The organism is Flavobacterium sp. (assembly GCF_040402895.1).
Classification (GTDB): domain Bacteria; phylum Bacteroidota; class Bacteroidia; order Flavobacteriales; family Flavobacteriaceae; genus Flavobacterium.
Genome location: NZ_JBBALR010000002.1, coordinates 197,249 through 221,921, shown reverse-complemented (window position 1 = coordinate 221,921; position 24,673 = coordinate 197,249). Strand labels below are relative to the sequence as shown.

24 protein-coding genes are annotated in these 24,673 nt (G+C 27.8%); 12 read left to right on the top strand and 12 right to left on the bottom strand.

From position 1 onward, the window contains the following. Positions 1-10: 10 nt before the first annotated feature. Genes ABWP60_RS02985 through ABWP60_RS02975 form a run of 3 tightly spaced genes read left to right on the top strand, consistent with a single transcriptional unit; the run spans position 11 to position 2,988 of the window. Positions 11-826: a 2,3,4,5-tetrahydropyridine-2,6-dicarboxylate N-succinyltransferase gene (locus tag ABWP60_RS02985; RefSeq protein WP_353148298.1), complete on the top strand. Its 816-nt coding sequence runs from the start codon at positions 11-13 to the stop codon at positions 824-826. Next, a complete protein-coding gene (locus ABWP60_RS02980; protein WP_353148295.1) occupies positions 826-1,866 on the top strand; it encodes a glycosyltransferase family 9 protein in 1,041 nt (346 codons plus the stop codon). The genes ABWP60_RS02985 and ABWP60_RS02980 overlap by 1 nt, the downstream gene beginning before the upstream one ends. Beyond that, positions 1,867-2,988 carry a glycosyltransferase family 4 protein gene (locus ABWP60_RS02975; protein ID WP_353148292.1) on the top strand — a complete coding sequence of 374 codons (1,122 nt, stop codon included), beginning with the start codon at positions 1,867-1,869 and terminating at the stop codon, positions 2,986-2,988. It begins immediately after the preceding gene. Here ABWP60_RS02975 and ABWP60_RS02970 read toward each other — a convergent pair. The 6 genes from ABWP60_RS02970 to ABWP60_RS02945 are packed head-to-tail and all read right to left on the bottom strand — an operon-like array spanning position 2,954 to position 8,117. Continuing rightward, the gene (locus ABWP60_RS02970) at positions 2,954-3,706 is read right to left on the bottom strand and encodes a glycosyltransferase family 2 protein (protein WP_353148289.1); all 753 of its coding nucleotides are present in this window, start codon (positions 3,704-3,706) and stop codon (positions 2,954-2,956) included. The genes ABWP60_RS02975 and ABWP60_RS02970 overlap by 35 nt on opposite strands. Further along, positions 3,696-4,526, bottom strand: a complete 831-nt coding sequence (locus tag ABWP60_RS02965) for a glycosyltransferase family 2 protein (RefSeq protein WP_353148286.1) — start codon at positions 4,524-4,526, stop codon at positions 3,696-3,698. The genes ABWP60_RS02970 and ABWP60_RS02965 overlap by 11 nt, the downstream gene beginning before the upstream one ends. A gap of 6 nt (positions 4,527-4,532) precedes the next feature. Further along, a complete protein-coding gene (locus ABWP60_RS02960) occupies positions 4,533-5,315 on the bottom strand; it encodes a polysaccharide deacetylase family protein (RefSeq protein ID WP_353148283.1) in 783 nt (260 codons plus the stop codon). After that, complete coding sequence (locus ABWP60_RS02955) at positions 5,312-6,244, bottom strand: glycosyltransferase family 2 protein (protein WP_353148281.1); 933 nt, start codon at positions 6,242-6,244, stop codon at positions 5,312-5,314. The genes ABWP60_RS02960 and ABWP60_RS02955 overlap by 4 nt, the downstream gene beginning before the upstream one ends. Further along, positions 6,244-7,401: a glycosyltransferase family 87 protein gene (locus ABWP60_RS02950; RefSeq protein WP_353148278.1), complete on the bottom strand. Its 1,158-nt coding sequence runs from the start codon at positions 7,399-7,401 to the stop codon at positions 6,244-6,246. The genes ABWP60_RS02955 and ABWP60_RS02950 overlap by 1 nt, the downstream gene beginning before the upstream one ends. Beyond that, positions 7,398-8,117, bottom strand: coding sequence for a lipopolysaccharide kinase InaA family protein (locus tag ABWP60_RS02945; protein WP_353148275.1), 720 nt, complete (start codon positions 8,115-8,117; stop codon positions 7,398-7,400). The genes ABWP60_RS02950 and ABWP60_RS02945 overlap by 4 nt, the downstream gene beginning before the upstream one ends. Positions 8,118-8,192: 75 nt before the next feature. On the opposite strand from ABWP60_RS02945, the gene ABWP60_RS02940 reads away from it, so the two are divergent. The 4 genes from ABWP60_RS02940 to ABWP60_RS02925 all read left to right on the top strand — a co-directional run bounded on the left by ABWP60_RS02940 (position 8,193) and on the right by ABWP60_RS02925 (position 12,155). Beyond that, positions 8,193-9,155, top strand: coding sequence for a WaaS/CpsH family glycosyltransferase (locus tag ABWP60_RS02940; protein WP_353148272.1), 963 nt, complete (start codon positions 8,193-8,195; stop codon positions 9,153-9,155). After that, positions 9,152-10,162, top strand: a complete 1,011-nt coding sequence (locus ABWP60_RS02935) for a WaaS/CpsH family glycosyltransferase (protein ID WP_353148269.1) — start codon at positions 9,152-9,154, stop codon at positions 10,160-10,162. Before ABWP60_RS02940 ends, ABWP60_RS02935 begins: the two co-directional genes overlap by 4 nt. Beyond that, positions 10,162-11,115 carry a WaaS/CpsH family glycosyltransferase gene (locus tag ABWP60_RS09570; RefSeq protein ID WP_502904802.1) on the top strand — a complete coding sequence of 318 codons (954 nt, stop codon included), beginning with the start codon at positions 10,162-10,164 and terminating at the stop codon, positions 11,113-11,115. Before ABWP60_RS02935 ends, ABWP60_RS09570 begins: the two co-directional genes overlap by 1 nt. Positions 11,116-11,183: 68 nt before the next feature. Next, on the top strand, positions 11,184-12,155 hold the full coding sequence (locus ABWP60_RS02925) for a glycosyltransferase (protein WP_353148263.1): 972 nt from the start codon (positions 11,184-11,186) through the stop codon (positions 12,153-12,155). Here the strand turns inward: ABWP60_RS02925 and ABWP60_RS02920 are convergent. Next, a complete protein-coding gene (locus ABWP60_RS02920) occupies positions 12,148-12,798 on the bottom strand; it encodes a hypothetical protein (protein ID WP_353148261.1) in 651 nt (216 codons plus the stop codon). The two genes, ABWP60_RS02925 and ABWP60_RS02920, sit on opposite strands and share 8 nt — an antisense overlap. Positions 12,799-13,309: 511 nt before the next feature. Here ABWP60_RS02920 and ABWP60_RS02915 point away from each other — a divergent pair. The 5 genes from ABWP60_RS02915 to ABWP60_RS02895 all read left to right on the top strand — a co-directional run bounded on the left by ABWP60_RS02915 (position 13,310) and on the right by ABWP60_RS02895 (position 18,144). Next, positions 13,310-14,389, top strand: coding sequence for a DegT/DnrJ/EryC1/StrS family aminotransferase (locus tag ABWP60_RS02915; RefSeq protein WP_353148258.1), 1,080 nt, complete (start codon positions 13,310-13,312; stop codon positions 14,387-14,389). After that, positions 14,383-15,030 carry an acetyltransferase gene (locus ABWP60_RS02910; protein ID WP_353148255.1) on the top strand — a complete coding sequence of 216 codons (648 nt, stop codon included), beginning with the start codon at positions 14,383-14,385 and terminating at the stop codon, positions 15,028-15,030. The genes ABWP60_RS02915 and ABWP60_RS02910 overlap by 7 nt, the downstream gene beginning before the upstream one ends. 2 nt (positions 15,031-15,032) lie before the next feature. Continuing rightward, positions 15,033-15,599 (top strand): L-threonylcarbamoyladenylate synthase, encoded by a 567-nt coding sequence (locus tag ABWP60_RS02905; protein WP_353148252.1) that lies wholly within the window; start codon positions 15,033-15,035, stop codon positions 15,597-15,599. A 74-nt stretch (positions 15,600-15,673) separates the two neighbouring features. Beyond that, positions 15,674-17,089 carry a CCA tRNA nucleotidyltransferase gene (locus tag ABWP60_RS02900; RefSeq protein WP_353148249.1) on the top strand — a complete coding sequence of 472 codons (1,416 nt, stop codon included), beginning with the start codon at positions 15,674-15,676 and terminating at the stop codon, positions 17,087-17,089. Positions 17,090-17,127: 38 nt separating this feature from the next. Then, positions 17,128-18,144, top strand: coding sequence for a COX15/CtaA family protein (locus tag ABWP60_RS02895; RefSeq protein WP_353148246.1), 1,017 nt, complete (start codon positions 17,128-17,130; stop codon positions 18,142-18,144). 271 nt (positions 18,145-18,415) lie between these two features. On the opposite strand, the gene ABWP60_RS02890 is transcribed toward ABWP60_RS02895, so the two are convergent. The 5 genes from ABWP60_RS02890 to ABWP60_RS02870 all read right to left on the bottom strand — a co-directional run bounded on the left by ABWP60_RS02890 (position 18,416) and on the right by ABWP60_RS02870 (position 24,663). After that, on the bottom strand, positions 18,416-20,374 hold the full coding sequence (locus tag ABWP60_RS02890) for a DUF349 domain-containing protein (RefSeq protein WP_353148244.1): 1,959 nt from the start codon (positions 20,372-20,374) through the stop codon (positions 18,416-18,418). 83 nt (positions 20,375-20,457) lie between these two features. Then, the gene (locus ABWP60_RS02885) at positions 20,458-21,216 is read right to left on the bottom strand and encodes a shikimate dehydrogenase family protein (RefSeq protein ID WP_353148242.1); all 759 of its coding nucleotides are present in this window, start codon (positions 21,214-21,216) and stop codon (positions 20,458-20,460) included. Positions 21,217-21,221: 5 nt separating this feature from the next. Beyond that, on the bottom strand, positions 21,222-21,866 hold the full coding sequence (locus tag ABWP60_RS02880; RefSeq protein WP_353148239.1) for a VTT domain-containing protein: 645 nt from the start codon (positions 21,864-21,866) through the stop codon (positions 21,222-21,224). Positions 21,867-21,874: 8 nt separating this feature from the next. Then, positions 21,875-23,269 carry a tetratricopeptide repeat protein gene (locus ABWP60_RS02875; RefSeq protein WP_353148866.1) on the bottom strand — a complete coding sequence of 465 codons (1,395 nt, stop codon included), beginning with the start codon at positions 23,267-23,269 and terminating at the stop codon, positions 21,875-21,877. A gap of 203 nt (positions 23,270-23,472) precedes the next feature. After that, the gene (locus ABWP60_RS02870; RefSeq protein ID WP_353148236.1) at positions 23,473-24,663 is read right to left on the bottom strand and encodes an aspartate aminotransferase family protein; all 1,191 of its coding nucleotides are present in this window, start codon (positions 24,661-24,663) and stop codon (positions 23,473-23,475) included. Positions 24,664-24,673 lie beyond the last annotated feature (10 nt).

Here is a 24,673-nt window from a genome sequence, read left to right as displayed (position 1 = left end):
AAATAGTATTATGACAAACTTACAATCAATCATAGAAAAGGCATGGGAAAACCGTGAACTTTTGCAACAAGAAGCCACACAAAACGCCATAAGGGAAGTTGTTGATTTATTAGATAATGGTTCACTTCGTGTAGCAGAGCCTGTTGCAAATGGCTGGCAAGTAAACGAGTGGGTAAAAAAAGCGGTTGTAATGTACTTTCCCATACAAAAAATGGAAACCCTAGAAGCAGGTATTTTTGAATATCACGATAAAATTCCGTTAAAGCGAAATTATGCCGAAAGAGGAATTCGAGTAGTGCCAAACGCTGTAGCGCGTCATGGGGCGTATATTTCATCTGGTGTAATTTTAATGCCTTCGTATGTAAACATAGGCGCTTACGTAGATGAAGGAACAATGGTAGATACTTGGGCTACAGTGGGAAGCTGTGCACAAATTGGAAAACATGTTCATTTGAGTGGTGGAGTAGGTATTGGTGGCGTTTTAGAACCTTTACAAGCTGCACCTGTAATTATTGAAGATGGTGCATTTATTGGTTCTCGTTGTATTGTGGTAGAAGGCGTAAAGGTAGAAAAAGAAGCCGTTTTAGGTGCCAATGTGTGTTTAACCGCTTCTACTAAAATTATCGATGTTACAGGTGCTGAACCAATTGAATACAAAGGAGTTGTACCTGCAAGATCTGTAGTAATTCCTGGAACGTATACTAAGAAATTTCCTGCTGGAGATTTTCAAGTGCCTTGTGCTTTAATTATCGGACAAAGAAAAGCTTCTACGGATTTAAAAACTTCTTTAAACGATGCTTTACGCGAATATAACGTAGCCGTATAATGAAAATTTTAGTAATTCAGAAAAAAAGAATTGGAGATGTACTAACAAGTACTATTATTCTGGAAGCCCTCAAAGCGCGTTTTCCAGATGCTGAATTACATTATTTAGTGTACGAAAATAGTTACGCCGTTGTAAAGAACAATAAATTTATTGATAAAATAGTTGTTCTTGATGAAAAATCAAGAAAGGGAAAGTTGGCTTTTCTTGCTTTTTTATTTAAAATAAGAAAAGAAAAATACGACATCGTTATTGATGCTTATGGAAAACCAAATAGCGTGATATTAGCTTGGTTTTCAGGTGCAAAAAAAACAATTTCGTTTGAAAAAAGGTATTCCAAATTACTTCTAACAGATGTAATTAATAGAAATATTGCTTCAGAATCAAACGCATCCAAAGCTATCGAACACAGAATGGCTTTATTAAAACCACTAGGAATTGATTTTAATTTAATTGCTCCAAAAATATTTTTATCTGAAGAAGAAATCAGTATTGGTAAACAAAAACTAATGGATGCCAAAATTGATATTTCTAAAAATATACTTATGATTAGTGCTTTAGGTAGCCAGGATATCAAAAATTATCCATTGCACTATATGGCGGAAGTTTTAGATTATATCGTGGTTCAAAAAGAGGTGCAGATTTTGTTTAATTACCTTCCCTGGCAACAAAATCAGGCAATTGAAATATATAATTTATGTAATGAAACTACTAAAAATAATATATTCATTGATTTTTTTCAAGAGGATTTACGTGAATTTTTAGCTGTTTTATTTCATTGTAAAGCATTAATTGGCAATGAAGGTGGCGCTGCAAATATGGCAAAAGCATTAGAAATACCAACTTTTAGTATTTATTCTCCGGGAATTACGAAAACTAGTTGGAATATATTTGAAAACACAACAACCAATATTTCTGTACATTATGACGATTATTTAGACAAATTACCTAGCGAAGGCGATTTATTTGAAAAATACAGTAAATTTAAACCCAATTACTTTTTCGAAAAGCTGCATGATTTTTTAAATTTTAATTGTAAGTAAATGAATTTTGGATTTGAAGCCAAACGTGTTTTTCATAATAAAACTGGATTGGGAAATTATAGTAGAGATTTAGTTCGGATTTTAAGTAATTATTTTCCTGACAACATCTATTTTTTGTACAATCCTAAAAAGAATAAAAAAACGCTATTCGTATCAAATAATACGAATGTATTCGAAAGAAATCCGGTATCAAAATTCAATCAAAAATTTAAAAATTATTGGCGACAAAATACGGTAGTTAAAGATTTGATAAAGGATGAAATTGTTTTATATCATGGGCTTTCAGGAGAATTGCCTTCAGGTTTGTCTAAAAGAGGGATTAAATCGATAGTTACTATTCACGATTTAATTTTTGTTAGATATCCTAAATTATATTCTTTTTTTGATAGAAAAATTTATTTTTATAAGTTTAAAAAAGCAGCCATTAATGCAGATTTAATTATAGCAATTAGTGAACAAACAAAAAAAGATATTATTTCGTATTTAAATATTGATGGAAGTAAAATTGTTGTAGTTTACCAAGGTTGTCAGGATGTTTATAAAAAAGAGTATACAGAAATAGAAAAGCAACTGGTTTCCAAAAAATATAATTTGCCACAAAAATTTGTTTTAAACGTAGGAACAATAGAGGAGAGAAAAAACGCATTAACTATTGTAAAAGCCATAAAAAACTTACATATCGATTTAGTTTTGATAGGAAAGCAAACAGATTATACGGATAAAATTCACCAATATATAATTGATAATAAATTAGAAAAACGAGTTCATTTTTTAAAAGGTTTATCTAACACAGACTTGGCCATTATTTATCAATTAGCGACAGTTTTTGTTTATCCATCACTATTTGAAGGGTTTGGTATTCCAATAATAGAAGCATTATTTTCAAAAACACCAGTGATAACAACAAAAGGCGGAGTTTTTCCGGAAGCAGCTGGGCCTAATTCGTTATATATTGAACCTTTTGATGTGAAGGATTTAACCGACAAAATTGCACTTATTTTAGAAGATTCGTCACTTGCTTCAAAAATGAAAGAGGATGGGTTTCAATTTGTTCAGCAATTTAATGATGAAGAAATTGCAAAAAATATTATGAATTGTTATCAGCAAGTTCTTTCAACCTAGCATATTTAAGATAATTGCTAAATGCGGCAAAAATACTCCATGTAAACCCTTCATACCCATTAAGGAAATTGCGTTGCAATATATAATATCTAATAAAATCAAATGGGAATTTGATAATTATTTTTGATATACTGCTTTTTTTCTTTTTTTCGTAGAGTAATTCACCACTTAACATCGCATATTTAATTTGCTTTTGTATGGCAGTATTTATGTCAAAAACTGTATAATGAAGCATTTCCTGTTGAAGTTTTCCAATTATACCATTTACTTCAATGGTTTCGTGTACTTTGTTGGGAGTAAATTTTCCGAAATTTTTATTAAAAAATCTTAAAATAGGTCGTTTACTTTCGGCGCCATATCTAAAAATTTTATTTAAAAAAACATGTGTTCTTGGAATGGTATATGCCTTTACATTTTCTTGGTGATGTATGTTGTGAATTTCTGATATTAAGGCATCTGACAATACTTCATCAGCATCTAATGATAAAACCCAATGGTGTGTTGTTTGCTCCAATGCAAATTGTTTTTGTAATCCAAAATTCTCGAATTTATGTGAAATTACTTTTGCCCCAAATGATTCGCATATAGAAACGGTAGCATCTGTACTTCCAGAATCGACAACAATTATTTCATCAAAGGTTTTTAATTTTTCTAGACATTTAGAAATAATATGTGCTTCGTTATATGTTATAATAAATATTGAAATTTTATGCTTCATTGTTCAAATATTTAGTTAAACCATTTTGTATCGCAATCACTTTATTTTGTTTGTTAAATTGCCTTATGTTGTTGTTTTTTTGCCAATTATCTTTTGTGGCATAACTTCTATTGTGATTTAAATGCAAACAAATGGCGCTATATCTAATTTGTTTACTTCTAACGTTGTTGTGAAATAGCCGTTCGCCTATTTCTCTATCTAAACCACCATATTTCATGTCTTCATTAAATCCATTTACGGCTATTAAATCTTCTTTAAAACAAGAAGTGTTGTGACCATTGAATGTTTTTTTTGTGGGTGTTATCCAATTCATAAAATAGGCAAAAAACTTATTTTTGGTTAATTTTATTAATTTATAATTCCATTTTAAGCCATTTTCCAAAAGCCATTTGGTTTGAAAACAAGTTTGATTTTTTATGTCAGTTTCAGAAATAGAATTAGATACAAAATCATTTAATTTAAAGTAACCACCAGATAAAAAACTTCCTTTTTTTTGATATTTTAAATGGGTAGCTACAAAATCATATCGTGGAATACAGTCTCCGTCTGAAAATAAAATGTACTCGCAAGATGCTTTAACAATGGCTTTATTTAAGATTTTAGTTTTTTGAAACCCTTCGTCTTTTTGCCAGACATGAATAATTGGATTTTTAAATTTAGTTTGAAATTTTTCAATTAAATTTTTTGTTTCATTTGTAGATCCATCATCTGCAATAATTAATTCAAAATCTATATAAGACTGCATAGTATAACCCCATAAAACTTTTTCTAGCCAAGTTTCAGAATTATAAGTAGTAAGTATTATGGAAATTGCACTCAAATAAGATTATTTTAAATTTTTTAAAATTAAAAATTCTTTGAAAGTACCAAATATATATTTTTTTTCTTTCATGGTTTCTATGAAACTGTTTAATCTTTCTTTCATCGCTTCACCAGAATTTTTACTTATATATTTAGGAAAATTATATATGGCTTTATTATTTAAAGGAGTAAATTCCCAAGGATGAAAATAGATATTTAAATATCCGTCATTTTTATATGTCCATTTAGCTATGAATTTGTAAATACTTAAAGGTAAATTATGAAAAGATAGCCAGAATAAAGGAAATCGAATTAAAGGACTTACAGATACCGGTATTTGCCAAACATTGTGCAATTTAAAATAGGTTCGGGGTTTGTCTAAATGATTATATCTACCTGGTAAAAATGTTGGATTAATAGATGAATTATAAAGGTATCCAGCTTTTTCGATTTCTCGTTCATCTACTGGATACATTCTAGGCATTCTAAAGCCAACAACTTCTAAATTTGAAAGTGCTTCTAAAGCATCTTTAGATTGTTTTAAATGAGCCACTTCAAAATTACTGTGATAGTAGGTGTGAGATGCTAATTCATGCCCTTCATTACTAATTCTTTTAATTAAATGCGGTACTTTTTCAGCAAATACAACTGTTGAAAAAAACGTAGCTTTAATTTGATGTTTTTGTAACAAATTTAAGATAATTTCAGTTCCTTTTTCAGAAACAGCTATTTGATTTTCAAATGAAATATTTCTACCATACTCAAAAGGCATGTCAAACTCTTCTATGTCAAAACTAAGTAAAATCATTTGTAATTGGTACTACTTATTAAATAATTTGGTCTTCCTTTCGATTGCATAAATAATTTACCAATATACATTCCAACAATTCCTAAAACAATTAAGTTTAATCCACCAAAAAATACAATTGTAGTTATTACTGATGCCCAGCCAGAAATCGATTGATCAAAGTATAGACTATATGTTACATAAAAAATAAAAAATACTATTGCAATAGCGGATAATCCCATTCCTAAAAACATAGCTAAATATAAGGGCTTTGTACTAAATGATGTTATACCTTGAATTGCTAATTTAAATAATGCTTTTTTTGAATAACTAGTATTCCCATTTATTCTTTCATCCGGTGTGTAGGGGATTCCTTTTTGTTTAAAACCAACCCATTTAATTATACCTCGATAAAATATTTCAATTTCATTTAATTCTTTTAAAACGGCAACAACTTTTTTGTCTATTATTCTGTAATCAGAAACACCAACCTCTAACTCTAATGACGAAATTTTCTTCAAAAAAAGCCAAAATATTTTTGAAGATAATTTATTAAAAATATTAACGTGTGGATTATTTTTTTCTCTGTAAGCATATACAACTTGATAACCATTTTCCCATTCTGAAATTAATTCCGTTATTAATTCGGGAGGATGTTGTAAATCTGCATCTATTGTAATCGCAGCATCACAATTAGCATAATCAAATCCAGCTTTCAATGCACTGTCTTTACCAAAATTTCTAGAGAAAGAGATAAATTTTAAACTTTTATCAATTAATGATTTTTCATTTAAAACATCAAATGTGCTATCCTTACTACCATCATCAATAAAAATAATTTCATAAGAAAAATTAAGTTTGCTCATTACTAAATGAATTGACTCAGATATTAAGTCAATATTTTTTTCTTCATTATAACAAGGAATAATAAATGAAATCTTTTTTTTCATTATTTCGTAATTAAGTATTGTTTTGAAAATTGAGTTGTTATTAATTCGTAAGTAATTTGAAACCAAATTATGACACAAGGTAATGCTTTTAATCCATAAGGTTTTATATATGTTTCTTTAATATACTTTGGAAATATATCGGAAGGCGAAAAACTTGTTAATAACATAGCAAATATAAACAAAAACCAGGTCCATTTTGTTTTTTCTTCTTGAATAACAAACCAAATGGCGACACCTGCAAATGCGATAATATAAGTTGGACTCTCCGATCCCGAACTAAAAATAACGGTAAAAATCAACACAGATGACAATAATAATAATTGAAATTTTTTGTTCGAAAACATATTAAATCTTAAATAAGGCAATCCAAAGAGCAATAAACCAGGAATTAAAAATAGCATATTTGAAAGATGTGGCAAATTTAAAGTTTTTCTAACGATTCCCATGATTGAAATGTCTTGCATAGAAGTTAAGGACGCATTTTCACTATTTTTTTCTACTAATCTGGCAAACCATTCTGAATAACTATTAATAATAAATTCAGGTGAAGAAATTGTCATTGGTAATACAAAAAACACAATTGACCAAATTGCTAACGAACCAATAAATTTGATTTTATTCTTTGAAAAGAAGAAAAACGCTAAGCCAACAATGCCGTATAATTTTATGAATGTCCCTAAAATAATTAAACAAGCAGACCAAAAATCTTTCTCTTTTTCAATTAGCACATAAGACAAAATTATGATACTTGTCATGATTGGATTAAATTGTTGTCCCAAAATAGCGGTTAAAAATTCATGAGCACAAATCCATAAAATTAGGTTGATTTTAGAGCTTTCTATGTTAATTTGACTAATTGCATAAAATAATACTAAAGCATTAAATACGCACCATAAAACCATACCAACACCATCTGTTAAGAGTGCAAAAGGCGCAATAAAAAGACTAAAAATAGGTCCGTAATGGTTGTGATCAAAGTATAAATTTGGATACGTTGCATATAATGATTTTTGTTCTAAAGTATGATAAAAAACGTTTTTAAAAATAAGGTAATTGTTGTAGTTGCCTATAAAATATTGTTTTATTGCAGAAATTAATGCTAATAAAATCCAAATAGCCATTATTGTTTTTTTATTATTTAAAAGTTTTGCAATCATAATCCTAAACTTTTTTTGAAATTACTTTTTATAAGTGATTTATTAAAAAAAGTATCTGTGTATTTCCACATTAATTTAAAAACTTCTTCTTCTGGTTTGTTATAAAGTTTTGCATATTCATAGCTTATAACCTGAACCATATATTCTGAAGGAGTTAATCTACAAAGGTTTTTCATTCTTAAATTGAAATCCATTTCTTTATGAAATGTCATTCGATTTAAATCAATTAGAAAAAAATCAAAAGTACCCGATTTATTTTTTTTAATTAAAGTATTTCCTGGAGAATGATCTTTAAATTCAATACCTGCTTCGTGTAATTGGAAGCAAAAATAGGCTAATTGCTTTAAAATTTCATCAGTATCGGGATTGTCCACGCCAAATAAATCTTTAAATACATAATCTGGTGTAATGTGTTCGCAAACATAGTAACTATCTAAAAGACGTAAATAGGTTTTGTTTTCATAATACCCAATTGGATTTGGAGTTCCTATGTTTTTTTGTTTTAAAATTGTAGCAAATTCATAAGATCTTCGAGCTTTGGATTTTCTGAAATATCTATAAATAATTCCATTAAATAGTATTGGGATTTTAAAAGATTTTATATTTAAAACAATTGTATTGTAAGGAAATGTTTTAATGATATTCCTTTTTCCTGCAACTAGTAAATCGCCTTCGGTTCCAAAATTTTTAATGATGTTTACTATCGATTTATCCATAGGTTGTATTTGATTTACAAATGTAATTGAAATCTTTGTAAAAAAACAATATCTTTGTTTTTTAAAAATGTATATATGTTACATAAAATTGCTGTAATTAGTTTTGATCATTGGAATTATGATGCCCATATTGTTACTGCTTTACAAAAAAAAGGAATAGAAAGTTTTCATATAAAAATTGGTGATTTTAAGTATAAAAATACCTGGGAACGCATACTAAATACATTTAGTAAAGTCTTTTTAGGAAAAAACCCTAAACTAAAAAAACGTCAAGAATACATCCTTCAACAACTTCAAGAAAAGGGTTTTCAAAATCAAATTTTAGTAATTAATCCAGATTTAATTGATTTAGAATATCATTTAGCAATTAGAAAATATACTGATAAATATATTGCTTATTTGTATGATAGTGTTTCAAGATGTCCGGTAGAGCATCTTTTAGAGGGTGTTTTTGATAAAATATTTTCATTTGATAAAAATGATGTTTTTACTTATGGATTTTCAGAAACTACAAATTACATCTATTTTCATACTCCTGAAAAAGAGGCCATACAAAAGCAAAATTTTGTATATATAGGTTCAATAGACAATAGACTAAAAATTTTGAATGATTTTGGTGAACAAATAAAAAAGCATCAACAATCTTTTCTTTTTTATGCCATCGGAAAAAAAGCATTTATCAATAAACTGAAACAATTATTTTTAGGAAAATATAAGAATATTATCTTTAAAAAGAAACGATTTACTCAAATTGAAACATTAAAAATGTATGCAGAAAGTGAAATTATTGTCGATTTAGTTCGTGATAATCAATCGGGTTTAAGTTTTAGAATTTTTGAAGCTTTGGGTTTGCAAAAAAATCTAATTACTAATAATAAATCCATAACCACTTACGATATTTATAATTCTGGAAAAATTGTTTACTTTGATAATTTATTTAAACCAAATAAATTTTCATTTAATAAAGAAAATTATTCTAATGATATAATAAACAAATATAGCATAGTTAATTTTATTAAAAATATTTTTCAATTATGAAACAACAATCATTTCTTGTTATGATGACTTCCGATGTTAAAATATGTAATTCGGTCAAAGAAAATTTAGAATTTTTAAATTATCATGTTGTTCTTATTGTAAATGATGATTTTAAATATAAAAGTATACAAGATAAATTAGTTAATTTTTATAGAAAAGTATTTAAAAAGGACAAAAGTTATAAAAGACAATTAATTAGAACTTATGAAGAGAATCATAACCTATTTTTATTGGAGCAACAAAAAATAAATTTTGATTTTACATTAGTAATAAGACCTGATAAATTTAGTTTAAAAGTTCTCGAAGCAGCAAAAATAAAATCAAAAAAAATGGTTGCTTATCAATGGGATGGTATGTCGAGATTTCCAGAAGTTACAGAAACTATTGATTTTTTTGATAAATTTTATGTTTTTGATGAAAATGATATTGAAAACAGCTCTAAAAAATTATCTTACACTACAAATTTTTATTTTGATTGTTACTCTTCTTTATTTCAAAAGAAACCTATTTATGATGTTTATTTTATTGGATCTTATGATTCTAGAATTAACGATTTAATAAGTATTTGTGACAAATTATCAGGTTTAGGTTTAAAGTTAAATATTTTATTAGCTACATCTCCAAAAAAAGACTTAAAAAAATATAAGTTTATAAAATATATTAAAAAATCGTTAACATATTACGAAAACTTAGAATTGTTATCACAATCTAAAATGATAATTGATCTAGCGCATAAAAATTTGCATACAGGATTGTCTTTTAGAACATTTGAAGCTATTGGGTATCAAAAAAAATTAATTACAACTAATCCTATAGTTGAAAAATACGACTTTTATTCCCCACAAAATATTTTTATTGTAAATCCTAATTTTGAAGGATTGGAAAAATTTATAAATGATGAATTTACTCCTATAAATGAAGAAATTAGAAATAAATATTCATTTAGTAATTGGATAAATTTTATTACAAATCAAGAACCTTTCCAGGAAATTAATATTTTTAAATAATGAAAAAAAAGATGTTATTTATATTTCCAAATTATTATGGTTTTGATGAAGTTATTTATCAAGGTTTTATTTCATATACTAATTATGAAATTAATAGGATTAATACAAACGAAGAATTTACATATAAAAATATTTGGCAAAAGATTTTAAATTTATTTTCAAAATTTATTTTTAAAAAAAATTTAAAACATTATTATTTTAAACAAAAAAAAATAAAAAATAATATAAATAAAGAAAAAAAATATAATTTAATATTTGTTAATAGACCAGATTTGTTATCAATTGAAAATTTAAAATTATTAGAAAGAAAATCTGAAAAAAGGATTGTTTATTACTGGGATAGTTTTGAGAAAATACCAGCAACAAAAAATACGATGATTTTTTTTAATAATCATTTCAGCTTTGATACTAACGATTGTACCAATTTTAAAATGAATCTCATTTCTAATTTTTATGTACCCACAAATTACAATGATTCCGTTTTATATGATTTTTATTTTTTAGGAACTTATGACCAACGATATTCTCAAATTACTACTATTTTTAATAAATTAATTAATAGAGGTTTTGCATGTGGTGGTTATATCTATTCAAATAAATCAGAAAACATTATTAATAAACAAGATTATTTAGAATATTCAAATGAAATAGTTCCTTTTAAAGATTCTTTTTTATTTGCAAAAAGAACAAAATTCATTTTAGATATTGCTCATGAAAATCAATCCGGATTATCTTTTAGGATTTTTGAAGGTATATGTTTGAGAAAAAAAGTTATTACTACAAATAAAAATGTTGTAAATTATGACTTCTATGATATGCAAAATATTTATTTATTAAATGATATTAATGAAGAGATACCAGATTATTTTTTAGAATTGCCATATAAAGAATTAAGCATAGATATTTATAATAAATACAGTTTGAAATCGTGGGTGAACACAATATTAAGATAACAAATAAGATATTATTTGTATGTCCCGAAAATAAAATTGCAATTGGGGGTGAAAAACAAATTTATAGAATGGCTGAAGTTTTAGCTGAATCTGGTTATCAATCTTTTGTTTTACATGAAAACAAAGGATTTAAATTAAATTGGTTTGATTCTAAAGCGCGTTGTTTATATAGCAAATCTTTTTTTTATTTATTAAGAATTTCACAATCTTCAAAAATTAGAAGTAAATTTAAAATTAAATTAAAATTTATTTTAAATTTATTTAAAGATAAAATAGCTAAAAATGTAATGATTAATGAAAATGATATTTTAGTGTTTCCTGAAATATATTTAGGTTATATTAATTCTCTCCAATTAAAAAATAAGATTGTTATTTTTAATCAAAATTGTTATTATACTTTTTTAACGTTAAATAATACTAATTACAAAATTAATAATCATATAGCAAATATTACTGTTTCAAATGATTCACTAGATTATTTAAATTTGTTTTATAATGAAGTTAAAAATTATAGAATAAGATTGGGTATAAATTCTAATATTTTTTCTTTAAACGAAATCAAAAAGAAACAAATTTGTTATATGCCAAGAAAGTTAAATGAAGATGTAATTCAAGTTATTAATTTATTAAAAATAAGAAATGTATGTAAAGATTGGGAGTTTATTCCAATTGACAATATGTGTGAAAATGAAGTCGCAGAAACTATGAAAACTTCATCGATATTTTTAAGTTTTAATTATAAAGAAGGATTTGGATTACCACCTGTTGAAGCAATGTCTTGTGGTTGTGTAATTGTAGGTTATTCTGGCAATGGTGGAAACGAATATTTTAATTTGCCATATACTTTTAAAATAGTAGATAGAAATATAAAAGAATTCGTATTAAAAGTTGAAGACTTAGTTTCTAATATTGATAATCAAACGTTTGATATGAATAAATTAAGTAAAGAAATTTCTAATAATATAATTGAAACTTATAATTTAAAAATTGAAAAAGAAGATATAATTAATGTTTGGAAAAATATATTTAAATCTATTTAAAATCATAATCACCAACAAAATATGATTTTAGATTATTGTTTAATTTATTCAAACTATAAATTGTATTAAAAAATTCACGTATTTTTTTGCTTCTTTTGTTATAAGTAGCTTCATTATTATGTTCAGAAATTACGTTTTCAATTTTTTCTAGTAATTCTTCATATGAATCAAATATAGTATTAAAATCATTGTATTTTTCATTAAAAAAAACATCATTTTTTACCGCAAAAGATATACTTCCACTAAAATAGGGCTCGACAAAATAACCATCTAATCCTTCTCCAAATGTAAAAACAAATTTTGCCTTACTAATTAAATTTTTGTAATCATCATATTTGATATTTTTTATAATTTTAAACTCATAATTTGGTAAAATATTTTTTAAGTGATTAATGATGTCAATACTTTTTAAAGGTGTTTTGTAAATAGAATGCTCAATTTCATCAGGTGAAAACAATATAAGATTTTCTTTTTCATTAAATGTTTTAAAAAAATACGGTGTTGGAGTTAACCATGGCGATATTAAATGTAAAGGAACATCATATTCAATTCTTTTCTCGATACTAGCATACTTTTCGTGCGCTACTGTCATTGTAATGTTGTTCGTGATATTTTTTAATAAAGTAATACCGTTTTTTGACATTAAAAAATCATTTTGATTTAAAATGTTAATTTTTATATTTTCCTTACCTATTTTATTAAACCAACTATGAAAGTATTCTGTTTTATTATTATTTTCAATTATAGAATTAATAAATATTTCGGGTAATTGAATCTCTAATTTTTCAATTTGTTTATATCTTTTAATTATATATTTTAAATTAAAAAGAACTAAATCATTTTTAAATTGTTTGTATCTGTAATTATAACTGGTATATTGAGGTAAATATACAGTATAACAATCACTGCCATGTATGTTTTTTAATTTTAAAGTTTCATTAAAAATTGAGCATATAGAGAGTAATCCACCACTAATTGAATTTATTTCAGAAGGTATAAAAAATAAAATTATTTTTTTAGATTTTTTAGATTTTTTAAAAAAACGTAATCGAAAAAAAAATGATAGTATTTTTATTTTTCTTCGTTTAATTTTATTTATTAAATACATGTTTTTTTTACAAATTTAAATCTTTATTTTTACAAAAAAAATATAAATGATATATGTAACAAAAACATTTTTACCATCAATTGAGTCATACCAATTGTATCTTAAAAGAGCATGGGATAAAGTATGGTTAACAAATAGAGGGGAATTAACGTTAGAGCTTGAAGATAAAATAAAGCAAAAATATAGTACTACAAATTTAATTATTACCAATAACGGTACAATTCCACTACAAATAGCACTTAAATTATTAGGTAATCAGGGTGATATTATTACAACGCCATTTTCATATGTTGCCACTACGTCTGCTATTCTTTGGGAAAATTGTACTCCTGTTTTTGTAGATATTCATCCTGAATATTTGTCTATAGATGAAACAAAAATTGAAGCTGCTATTACTTCAAAAACAACGGCCATTTTAGCTACTCATGTTTTCGGAAATCCCTGTCATGTTGAAGAAATTGAAAGAATTGCTAAAAAGCATAATTTAGCTGTAATATACGATGCTGCACACTGTTTTGGAGTAACTTATAACGGAACTTCAATTTTTAATTTTGGTGATGTAAGTACATGTAGTTTTCATGCTACTAAAATATTTCATACAGGTGAAGGTGGTGCAATGTTTTGTAATGATGAAAATTTGTTTCAAAAACTTTTTTATAGTCATAATTTTGGTCATAACGGACCTTTGGAATTTCACGGTTTAGGAATTAATGCTAAAATCTCAGAGTTGCAATCAGCAATGGGATTGGCTGTGTTTGATGAATTGGATTTTATTTTTTCTGAAAGAAAAAAAGTTGTAGATTTTTATTTAAATCATTTAGATTTCACACAAATTTCTACAATCAAAATTAGAGAAAAAACACAATGGAACTTCAGTTATTTTCCTGTGATATTTAATTCTGAAGAAGAGTTATTAAAAGTTCAAAATAAACTTAATGAATCAGAAATATACCCAAGAAGATATTTTTACCCGTCTTTAAATACTATTGATTTTGTAAAAGGCGAAGCCATGCCAATTTCAGAATCTATAGCATCAAAAATTTTATGTTTACCTTTGTTTGTAGGTTTGGAAAAACAAGATTTAGAAAAAATTACAACTATTATTAATACCACAGTAGCATGCTAATAATTGGTGCAAAAGGATTTGCAAAAGAAGTTTTAGAAATTTTTAAGCAAAAAAACCAAATAGATAATTTATTTTTTTACGATGATGTAAATAAGGATATTGGAACTTTATTATACGATGTTTTTCCCATTTTAAAATCAATTGAAGAAGTCGAAAAACTATTTGCTGATGGTGATTCTAATTTTATTATTGGAATTGGAAATCCAATACTTAGATATAAATTAGTTAAAAAATTTGAAAGTATTGGTGGTAAATTATCAACATTGATTAGTCCTTTTTCTCATATTGGAAGTTTTGGAAATTCAATTGGATTGGGTGCGAATATTATGACAAATTCAGTACTTACAAACGATATTACTATTGGAAAGGGTGTGTTAATTAATTTATCATGTACTATTGGTCATGATGTTTTTATAGATGATTTTGTAGAGCTCTGTCCAGATGTTAATGTTTCGGGAAATTGTAAAATTGGTAAATTCACTTTTATTGGCACTAATAGTACTATTTTACCTAATGTACAAATTGGTTCAAACGTAATCATTGCAGCAGGTTCTGTAGTAACCAAAGATGTACCAGACAATTGTATGGTAGCTGGTATACCTGCCATAATTAAAAAAGAATTACCAAAATTAGAAATATAAACATGGATATTAATACCGAAATTCACAATGCTTATGAAGTCATTAAAAATGGCGGAATTATTTTGTATCCAACAGATACGGTTTGGGGAATTGGTTGCGATGCCTCCAACGAGAAAGCTATTGCTAAAATATATGCGCTAAAACAACGTGAAGAAAGCAAAAGTATGATTTGCCTTATGAATGGAGAGAAAATGATGTATCATGTTTTTGCGAAAATTCCTGAAGTAGCTTGGGAAATTTTAGACCATTCAGAACGACCAACAACTTTAATTTTGGATCAACCAAAAAATGTAGCTAAAAATATAATTGCAGAAGATAATACCTTAGGAATCAGAATAGTAAAAGAACCTTTTTGTTTTAAATTAATGGAACGCATGAAACGACCTTTAGTTTCCACCTCTGCAAATATATCTGGAGAAGCTACGCCGATGAATTTCAAAGAAATTTCTCCAGAAATTATAAAAGGAGTCGACTATGTTGTAAATTTGCATCACGATAAAGTTTGCAAAAAACCATCAGCAATTATCAAATTAACATTAGATAGCCAGGTAAAGGTGATTAGAAAATAATAATTTGAAGATTTGAAGATTTGAATTTATCCCAATTTTCAAATTAGCTAATTTTCAAATTTTCAAATTAAAACATGAATTACAATCAACATTTAGAAAATAAAATTTTCAAAATCATTTCGCAAGCCGCACAAGATCTTCATATGGAATGCTATGTGATTGGTGGATTTGTTCGTGATATTTTATTGGATAGAAATCATAAAAAAGACATCGATATAGTTGCAGTGGGCAGTGGTATTGAATTAGCTTTAAAAGTTTCCGAATTACTTCCAAACCAACCAAAAGTACAAGTTTTTAAAAATTACGGAACAGCCATGTTACGTTATAAGGAAATGGATATTGAGTTTGTAGGTGCAAGAAAAGAATCTTATACACACGATAGTAGAAATCCTTTAGTAGAAAATGGGACATTAAAAGATGATCAAGAACGTAGAGATTTTACCATTAATGCAATGGCTTTTTCTCTGAATTCTGATGATTTTGGAGCTTTAGTGGATCCATTTAATGGTGTTGCCGATTTAGAAAATAAAATTTTAAAAACACCATTAAATCCAGATATTACCTATTCCGACGATCCTTTGCGAATGATGCGTGCCATTAGATTTGCTACCCAATTAAATTTTGAAATTGAACAGGAATCAATAGCCTCTATTACAAAAAACGCAGCTAGAATTTCAATTATTTCTGGTGAGCGAATTGTAGAGGAATTAAATAAAATTTTGTCATCAGAAAAGCCATCTATTGGATTTTTACATTTGTTTCAAACAGGTTTATTGGACCTAATTTTACCTGAATTGACGGCTCTTAATAATGTAGAAGAAGTAGAAGGGCATACTCATAAAAATAATTTTTACCACACGTTAGAAGTAGTAGATAATATTTGTCCAAATACAGAAGATGTTTGGTTACGCTGGGCGGCATTATTACACGATATAGGTAAAGCACCCACAAAAAAATTCAATAAAAAGCAAGGTTGGACGTTTCATGGACATGAATTTTTAGGTAGTAAAATGGCAAAAAAAATCTTTGAAAGACTTCATATGCCTTTGAATCAGAAAATGAAGTTTGTTCAAAAAATGGTTATGATGAGTTCACGTCCCATTGTAATAGCTGAAGAAATTGTTACTGATTCAGCCGTTCGTCGCTTAGTTTTTGATGCTGGAGAAGATATAGAAAATTTAATGATACTTTGTGAAGCGGACATTACCACAAAAAACAGTAAAAAATTCCAAAAATATCATAATAATTTTAAAATTGTACGTCAGAAAATAGTTGAAGTAGAGGAGAAGGATCGAGTTCGTGTGTTTCAGCCACCAATTTCTGGAGAAGAAATTATGGAACTATTCGGATTAAAACCAGGTCGTGAAATTGGTGTTTTAAAAGAAGCTGTAAAAGAAGCCATTTTAGAAGGCGAAATTCCAAATGAATACGAAACGGCAAAAGAATTTGTTCTTAAACGTGCTGAAAAAATGGGCTTAAAAAAAATGTAAATAATCAAAAATAATTTATAAATCTGCAGTCTTAACAAATGAAAAAATACTTTCTTGCAACAGCAAAAACCGCTTTAATTTTAGTATATCTTGTAATACTTGCAGGAGCTTTGGTACGAATGACTGGCTCAGGAATGGGTTGTCCGGATTGGCCAAAATGTTTCGGTTATTATATTCCACCCACAGAACAAAAAGAACTTGAATTTACACCTAATAAAGCCTACGATGAAGGACAAGTTATTATTAAAGACGAAGGTTTACTTGTAGCAAAATCTGATTTTACAGCAGCTACTTCTTTTTCAGAAAATAATTGGGAAGCTTATACCAAACACGATTATGCTATTTTTAATCCAGCACATACTTGGATAGAATACATCAATAGATTGCTTGGTGCTTTGGCAGGAATTGCCTGCTTTGTAACATTTATTTTCGCATTTGGTTATTGGAAAGAAAACAAAAAAATAGTTGCCTATTCTCTTTTGGTTTGTGTATTAATGGGCTTTCAAGCTTGGTTAGGAAAAACAGTGGTTGATTCGGTGTTAAGTCCTGTAAAAATTACAACTCATATGTTAACTGCCTTTTTAATTGTAGCGTTACAGTTGTATGTTATATATGTGGTTTCGGATAAAAATAGAGTTAGAAAATACGATAAAAAGTTTAATATAACACTTGTTGTAGTACTACTTCTTACTGTTGTCCAAGTAGTTTTAGGAACGTATGTTCGTGAGTTCATAGATACGGTTGAAAAATCCGGAGCTCCAAAATCGTTTTGGTTGTTACATCCTGAAATCACCTTTTATTTTCACCGAAGTTTTTCAATTGTTGTCTTTTTGGCAAATTTATTTTTACTCCTTCGAAACAGAAATCTTCAATTGGGATTTGAAAAAGTTAATTGGGTAATACGAATATTAATTTTTGAAATTATTCTAGGTGTTGTTATGGTTTATGGTGATTTTCCTTTTGGAAGTCAGACTTTACATTTGGTATTGGCAACCTTCTTATTTAGTGCACAATTTTATTTGCTTTTAGAAAATAATAAAACAGAAAAAAATTAATATTAATTTTTGGCTTGACTTATTGAAACTGCTCTTGTTTGATAGTATCGAATGGATTAGGCCTTTTTTAAAATTCAGTTCATATTTTAGTCATTAATAGTTATATAAAATAGTATTCAAAAAGCTATACATTATTTAAAATACTAACTAGCTAAATTATAAAATTATATCTAACCCAACTGTCGTTTTTTAATGATGATTTGTAAGTTTGATCATTTTAGAAACAAAAAAGACTGCTATTGCAGTCTTTTTTAATGTAATGAATAAAGAATTAAATAGTATTTAATTTTTTTAACTTGTCTTTCCAAGTTTGTAATTCCTCTTTATGTTTTTCAATATTCTTTTGCACTTCTTTTACAAAAGGATTATTCCCTTTTGCATTACTAAAAAAGCCAATGTTGTTCTCCAACTGATTGATTTCTTGATTCAATTCATCAATTTTTCTTTTAATAAAAATTTGCTCGTTTGCAAGTGCTCTTTGGTCGTTTCCTTCCGAAAGTTGTTCTAAACGATTACTGAATTTCATCATTTCAGAATCTTTTTTAGATAAACTTAGTTTTTCAAATAAAGCATCTAAAATTTTATTGAATTTCCCTTCAATGTGTCGACGATTTTGAGGCACTTTACCAAATTCTTTCCATGCGGCAATATGGGCTTTAATGGCGTCTAAATCTGTTTTATGATCGCCTACAAGTTCAAATGCACGCACGATTTCTAAGTATTCTTTTTTCTTTTCAAACGCTTCAACTTCTACACTTATTTCTTCTTTTCTTGATTCGTGTAATCTATCAAAATAGGTATTACAAGTTTTTCTAAACGTTTCCCAAATTTCATCTGAAAGTTTTCTTGGTACATGACCAATTTTTTTCCATTCTTCTTGAATTTGCTTCATTATTGGAGTGGTAGCATCAAAATCTTCTGTATCAATATTAGCTTTGGCTTTTTCAATTAAGGCTAATTTTAATTCTAAATTACGATTTTGCTCGTTTTTTATATCCTTGTAAAATGAATTTTTTGTAGCATTAAACGCACGAACGGCATTTTTAAAATTACTCCAAGTAACTTCAGTAGCTTCTGCTGGCACTCGTCCGGCTTTAAAGAACGCATCGCGAAACGCTTCTAATTTTACAATTTGATTTTGCCATTCTCCGTGGTTTGTAACTTTTTCAGTGCTTAAAGCTATTACTTCAGCAATAATTTCATTTTTTCGAGTTAAATTTTCTTGCTCTTTTTCTTTAAATTGTTCCGCTAATGCTTCGCGTTTATCGTGAAGAATTTTAGTTATTTCGCTAAATTCTTGCCAAATTTTTTCTCTATTTTCTTTATCAACTGGCCCGATTTCTTCTTTCCAAACACGGTGTAATAACTGTAATTCTCTGAAAGATTTAGTCACATCTGGTTGTTCAACTAAAACTTTTGCTTTTGCAATAATTTCTAACTTCTGTTCTAAATTATTTTTAAAATCAGCATCTCTAATTTCTCTATCTAAATGTACAATTTCGTAAAATCGGTCTACATGAAAATGAAAATTATTCCAAACTAAATTATACTTGTCTTTTGGTATTGCTCCAGAGTTTTTCCAACGTTCTCTAATGTCGTTGAATTTTTTAAACATTTCTGAAATATTAGAATCATTACTAGCAATTAATGCTTTTAATTCTTCTATTAAAGCTGTTTTTTCTGTTAAATTATTTTTTAATTGATTTTCAATATTTTTAAAATTTGCATTTCTCTTGTTACGAAAAGTATCTAACAATTGATCAAATTTTACTTTTATAGGTGAATGATATTCAAATTCTGTAGACGTTTCATTTTCAGCAAAAAAGGCCACTCTTTTTTCTTCAAGTAATTGGTGAAATTGATTTAAAAAGGCTTTTTTGACATCTTCAATTTGATTTTTGAAAGCTAAGACTTTTTCATGGCCTACAAGAGTTGCCAATTCATCAACTAATTCTTCTAAAGAAAGTTTTTCGTAATCTTTTACTTCAATTTCTAAATCAGTTTCAATAGAACCTTCTTCGCTGGCTTCGGCCAAATGATTGTCTATTTCATCTTGTACGGAAACGGTTGTTTCTTCTTCTAATTTTTCCGAAATCGTTTCATTATCAGTAGCTTCCAAAACTTCATTTTCTATTTCAGTATCCTCTGAAATGGGAGTATGGTTTTCAACTGAAGTTGTTTCTTCTTGTCCGTCTGCCTGTTGCAGGTTATCATTCAATTCTTCTAACATATTTTGATGCTTAAGTTAAGGGTTCGAAGATAACTAAAGAGGTGGAAAATACAAAGAAATTGTATTAAAATATCAAATTAATGTTATTTGTTCCAAATTAACCATGCTTTTTCTGCTTGATTAATTAGCATTTCGTGACCATTTTTTGTTACAGCACCTGATTTTTTTGCTTTTTTCAAGAAAGTACTTTCTTCGGGATTATATACTAAATCAAAAGCAATATGTTTAGACGTAAATAAAGTATAATCTAATTTTGGAAATTCAGAAACATTAGGAAATGTACCTAAAGGTGTTGTATTTACAATTATTTGATATTCATTGAAAATAGCTGCATTAATTTCATTGTATCCTATTTCGTATTCAGTTGGATTTCGAGATACAAAATCAAACTCAATATTTAGTTTTTTTAAGGCAAAAGCTACGGCTTTACTGGCTCCGCCTGTTCCTAAAATTAACGCTTTTTTGTGGTTGTTTTTTAATAATGGTTTAATTGATTTTTTGAAACCATAAAAATCCGTATTATACCCTTTAAGCTTTTTGTTTTTGGATATAGAAATACAATTTACCGCTCCAATTTTTTTCGCATTTTTTGAAATTTTATCTAAATACGGAAGTATACTTTCTTTATACGGAATGGTAACATTTAAACCAACTAAACCTTTAGTTTTATCAATAATTTCAGTAATTTCTTTTATATTTTTAATATCATAATTTTCATATTCACAGTTATGAAAATGATTGGTTGTAAATTTTTCGGAAAAATATTTTTTTGAAAAAGAATAACTTATGTTTTTACCTATAAGTCCAAATTTACGCTGCTTTTTATTTAATTTATTTTTCATTTCCGTTATGCTTTATTAAATTTGGATTTGAAAATTTTAATAAATATAGGCAACACTGAAACCAAAACAATTCCTAAAACAAGTTTTTCAAAATTGTTTTTTACCACCTCAAATTGTCCTAAAAAATAGCCTAGAAGTGTAATTCCAGCTACCCAAAGTACAGCACCTAAAATACAATTTAGAATGTAATTTTTATATTTCATGCTTCCGGCTCCAGCCACAAATGGGGCAATTGTTCTAACAATAGGTACAAAACGAGCCATTATTACCGCTTTTCCACCATTTTTTTCAAAGAATACCTCTGTTTTTTCAATATATTCTCTTTTAAGAAAAAGGATTTTCTTTTTTTCTTTTATTAATTCTCCAAATTTATGTCCTACAAAATAATTTAAATTATCACCAAGTAAAGCCGCAAGAATTAATAATGGTATAATGATAAGTAAACTCAATTTTCCTGTTGTAGCAGCAATAACTCCAATAGCAAATAGCATGGAATCACCTGGTAATAATGGCATTATTACAAAACCAGTTTCGATAAAAACTACTAAAAATAATATAAAATAAATTAGTGTATTATATTGATCAATTAATTGAGTAATTACGGTTAATGGATCCTTTAAAAAATGCAATAGAAAGTCGATAATTTCCATGAATTGGCTTATAATGTATGTTTTTTAATACTATTTTGTACAGTTTCGCATTCCCAAACGTGTGGGAAGGCATCTTTTAATATGTAATTTTTATGAAAATCGATGGTTAAAGCTATTTCTAATGCTTCGATGGCGTTAGTTTCCTCTTCAATATTGTAAAATAAGCCCACTAAACGATATAAAATCTCGGCTTCATTAGGATATAATTCTTTAGCTTGATTTAAGATTTCGAAAGCCGCATTTACTTCGCCTAAAACATATAATACATCACTCCAAAAAAGAAAATTTTCTAACGCCACATCGCCGTTTTCAAATGCTTTTCGGTAGCCTTCTTCTGCTTCTTCAAAGAAATTTAAAAATTGATTGATAGAAGCATATCTTCTCCAATATAATGGATTTTCACCATCAATTCCAATTGCTTTATTAATATAGTATAATGATTTTTGGTAATTTTCTTGTTTGATGTAAAAATCAGTAATAGCTAACCAGGCTTTATCCAATAAGGGATCTTCATGAACGGTTTTTAAGTAAAAAATTAGAGCTTGTTCATTATTTCCAAGTTTTTCGTAACATTTTCCAATTCGCAAAAAAGCAAAAGAAGTAGGATCGTCTAATTCAATTGTGATTAAATAACAATCAATGGCTTCTTGATAGTGCTGAAGTTTTTCTAAAGATTTTGCTTTTTCTAAGAATGCCCCCAAAAAACGTTCATCAATAAGACAAGCATAATCAAAAGCCCAAATGGCTTTTTCATAATTTTTTAAAGCATAAAATTGGCGTCCAAGTTGATGCCATGCGACTTCACTGTAAGGATTTTTGTCAATAAATTTTTCTAAATACACGATTGCTTCTTGATTTTGATCTAAAAAATCAAAGCAATATACTACATTATACAAAGCTGAAAAATCGTCTTCATCATTCTCTAAACACAAAATAAAGTTTTCTTTGGCCAATTCTAAGCTATCCATAAATAGATATTCCATTCCTATCATGGAATAAATATCGGCTTCATCATCTGTATAGCGAAGCGCAATTTGTAGATGTTCAATAGCTTTTTCGTGTTGGTCTCTTTTGGAACAAATATTAGCACGCTGAATATAAACTTCTTCATTAGTAGGCTCCAATAATGCTATATCGTTTAAGATTTTTTCGGCCTGTTCAATTTTGTCATCGTAAATTAATAATTCAACATGAACCAGTTTCAAGCCATTTGATTTTGGATGTTGTTCTAAACCCAATCGGAGCGCTCTTTTTGCTAAATTTATTCGCCCCGTATCCATATAGTGTAAAACAATGTCTTCAAATTCTTCCGAATCAAAGAAAAAAACCTTGTTGGTTTTTAGCATAGATTCGAATTTAGAAAGTGACAAACTGTTTTCTTTCTCTTCTTCATTAGAGCTCATATTCATAGCAACAACTTTTTAAAAGTTACAGTAATAAAATTACGTAATTTAGTGTTAGCAATTTCTTTGCCAAGTGTATCTTTTGAACAATTTAATTAACAAAAATTAAGTTCAAATACAGTTGTTAAGCAACACAGTTCTGAGAAATTATATTAATTTTTAAGATTTCTTAAATCTGTGTTTAAAAAATTAATATTTAGGTTTTAAAGATTCAAAGCATGCACTTCGTCCATAACTTCTAATAATAATTTACAACCTTCTTCAATTTCTTGATTGGAAATGGTTAATGGAGGTGTAATTCGGATGGCTGTTCCTTCAAATAGTAACCAAAATAATATTAAACCACGTTTATGGCATCTTAAAATAATTTCGTTTGTAATAGTTGCGTTTTTTGTCATGGCGGCAAGCATTAGTCCTTTTCCACGAACTTCAGTAATTAAAGGTTGTACCAATAATTTTCTGAAAAGAATTTCTTTTTCTAGTGTTTCAGCTATTAAATTCGTTTCCGTAATTTCTTGTAATGTTGCTAAACATGCCGCTGCAATAACGGGATGTCCACCAAAAGTAGTGATATGGCCTAACTTCGGATTATCGTACAATAAATCCATATGTGCTTCGGAAGCAACAAATGCGCCAACTGGCATGCCGCCGCCCATACCTTTTCCGATGACTAAAATATCTGGTACACAATCGTAATTTTCAAAGCCGAATAATTTTCCAGTACGACCAAATCCGGGTTGAATTTCATCTATGATTAACATCGCACCAACTTCAGTACATCGCGCCCTAACTTTCTTTAAAAAATCGTTTTGAGGTTGAATAAATCCTGCGCCACCTTGAATAGATTCTAAGATAATTCCCGCTGTTTTGGTTGTGATTTTCTGTATGTCTTCTTCGTTATTAAATGTAATGAAATCTACATCTGGTACTAATGGTCTAAATACTTGTTTGCGTTCTTCAAAACCCATCACACTTAAACTTCCCATTGTATTTCCGTGATACGCATTATGACAGGATATAAATTGACTTCTACCAGTCACTCTTCGGGCTAATTTTAAAGCGCCTTCTGTAGCTTCTGTACCCGAATTTACCAAATACGTTTTTTTTAAGGGATAGGGAAGATGTTCGGCTAATAATTTACAATATTCTGTTGCTGGATGTTGGGCATATTCGCCGTACACCATTACGTGAGAATATTTGTCTAATTGGTCTTTTATAGCATTGTTGACACGCTCATTTTGATGTCCTAAACTACATGCAGAAACACCTGCTACAAAATCTAAATATTTATTCCCAGCAGTGTCGTAAATATAAGACCCTTTAGCATAAGAAATTTCCATAGCTAATGGGTGAGGAGAGGTTTGTGCTTGATATTTAAAGAAATCGTTTATCATTTTATTGGGT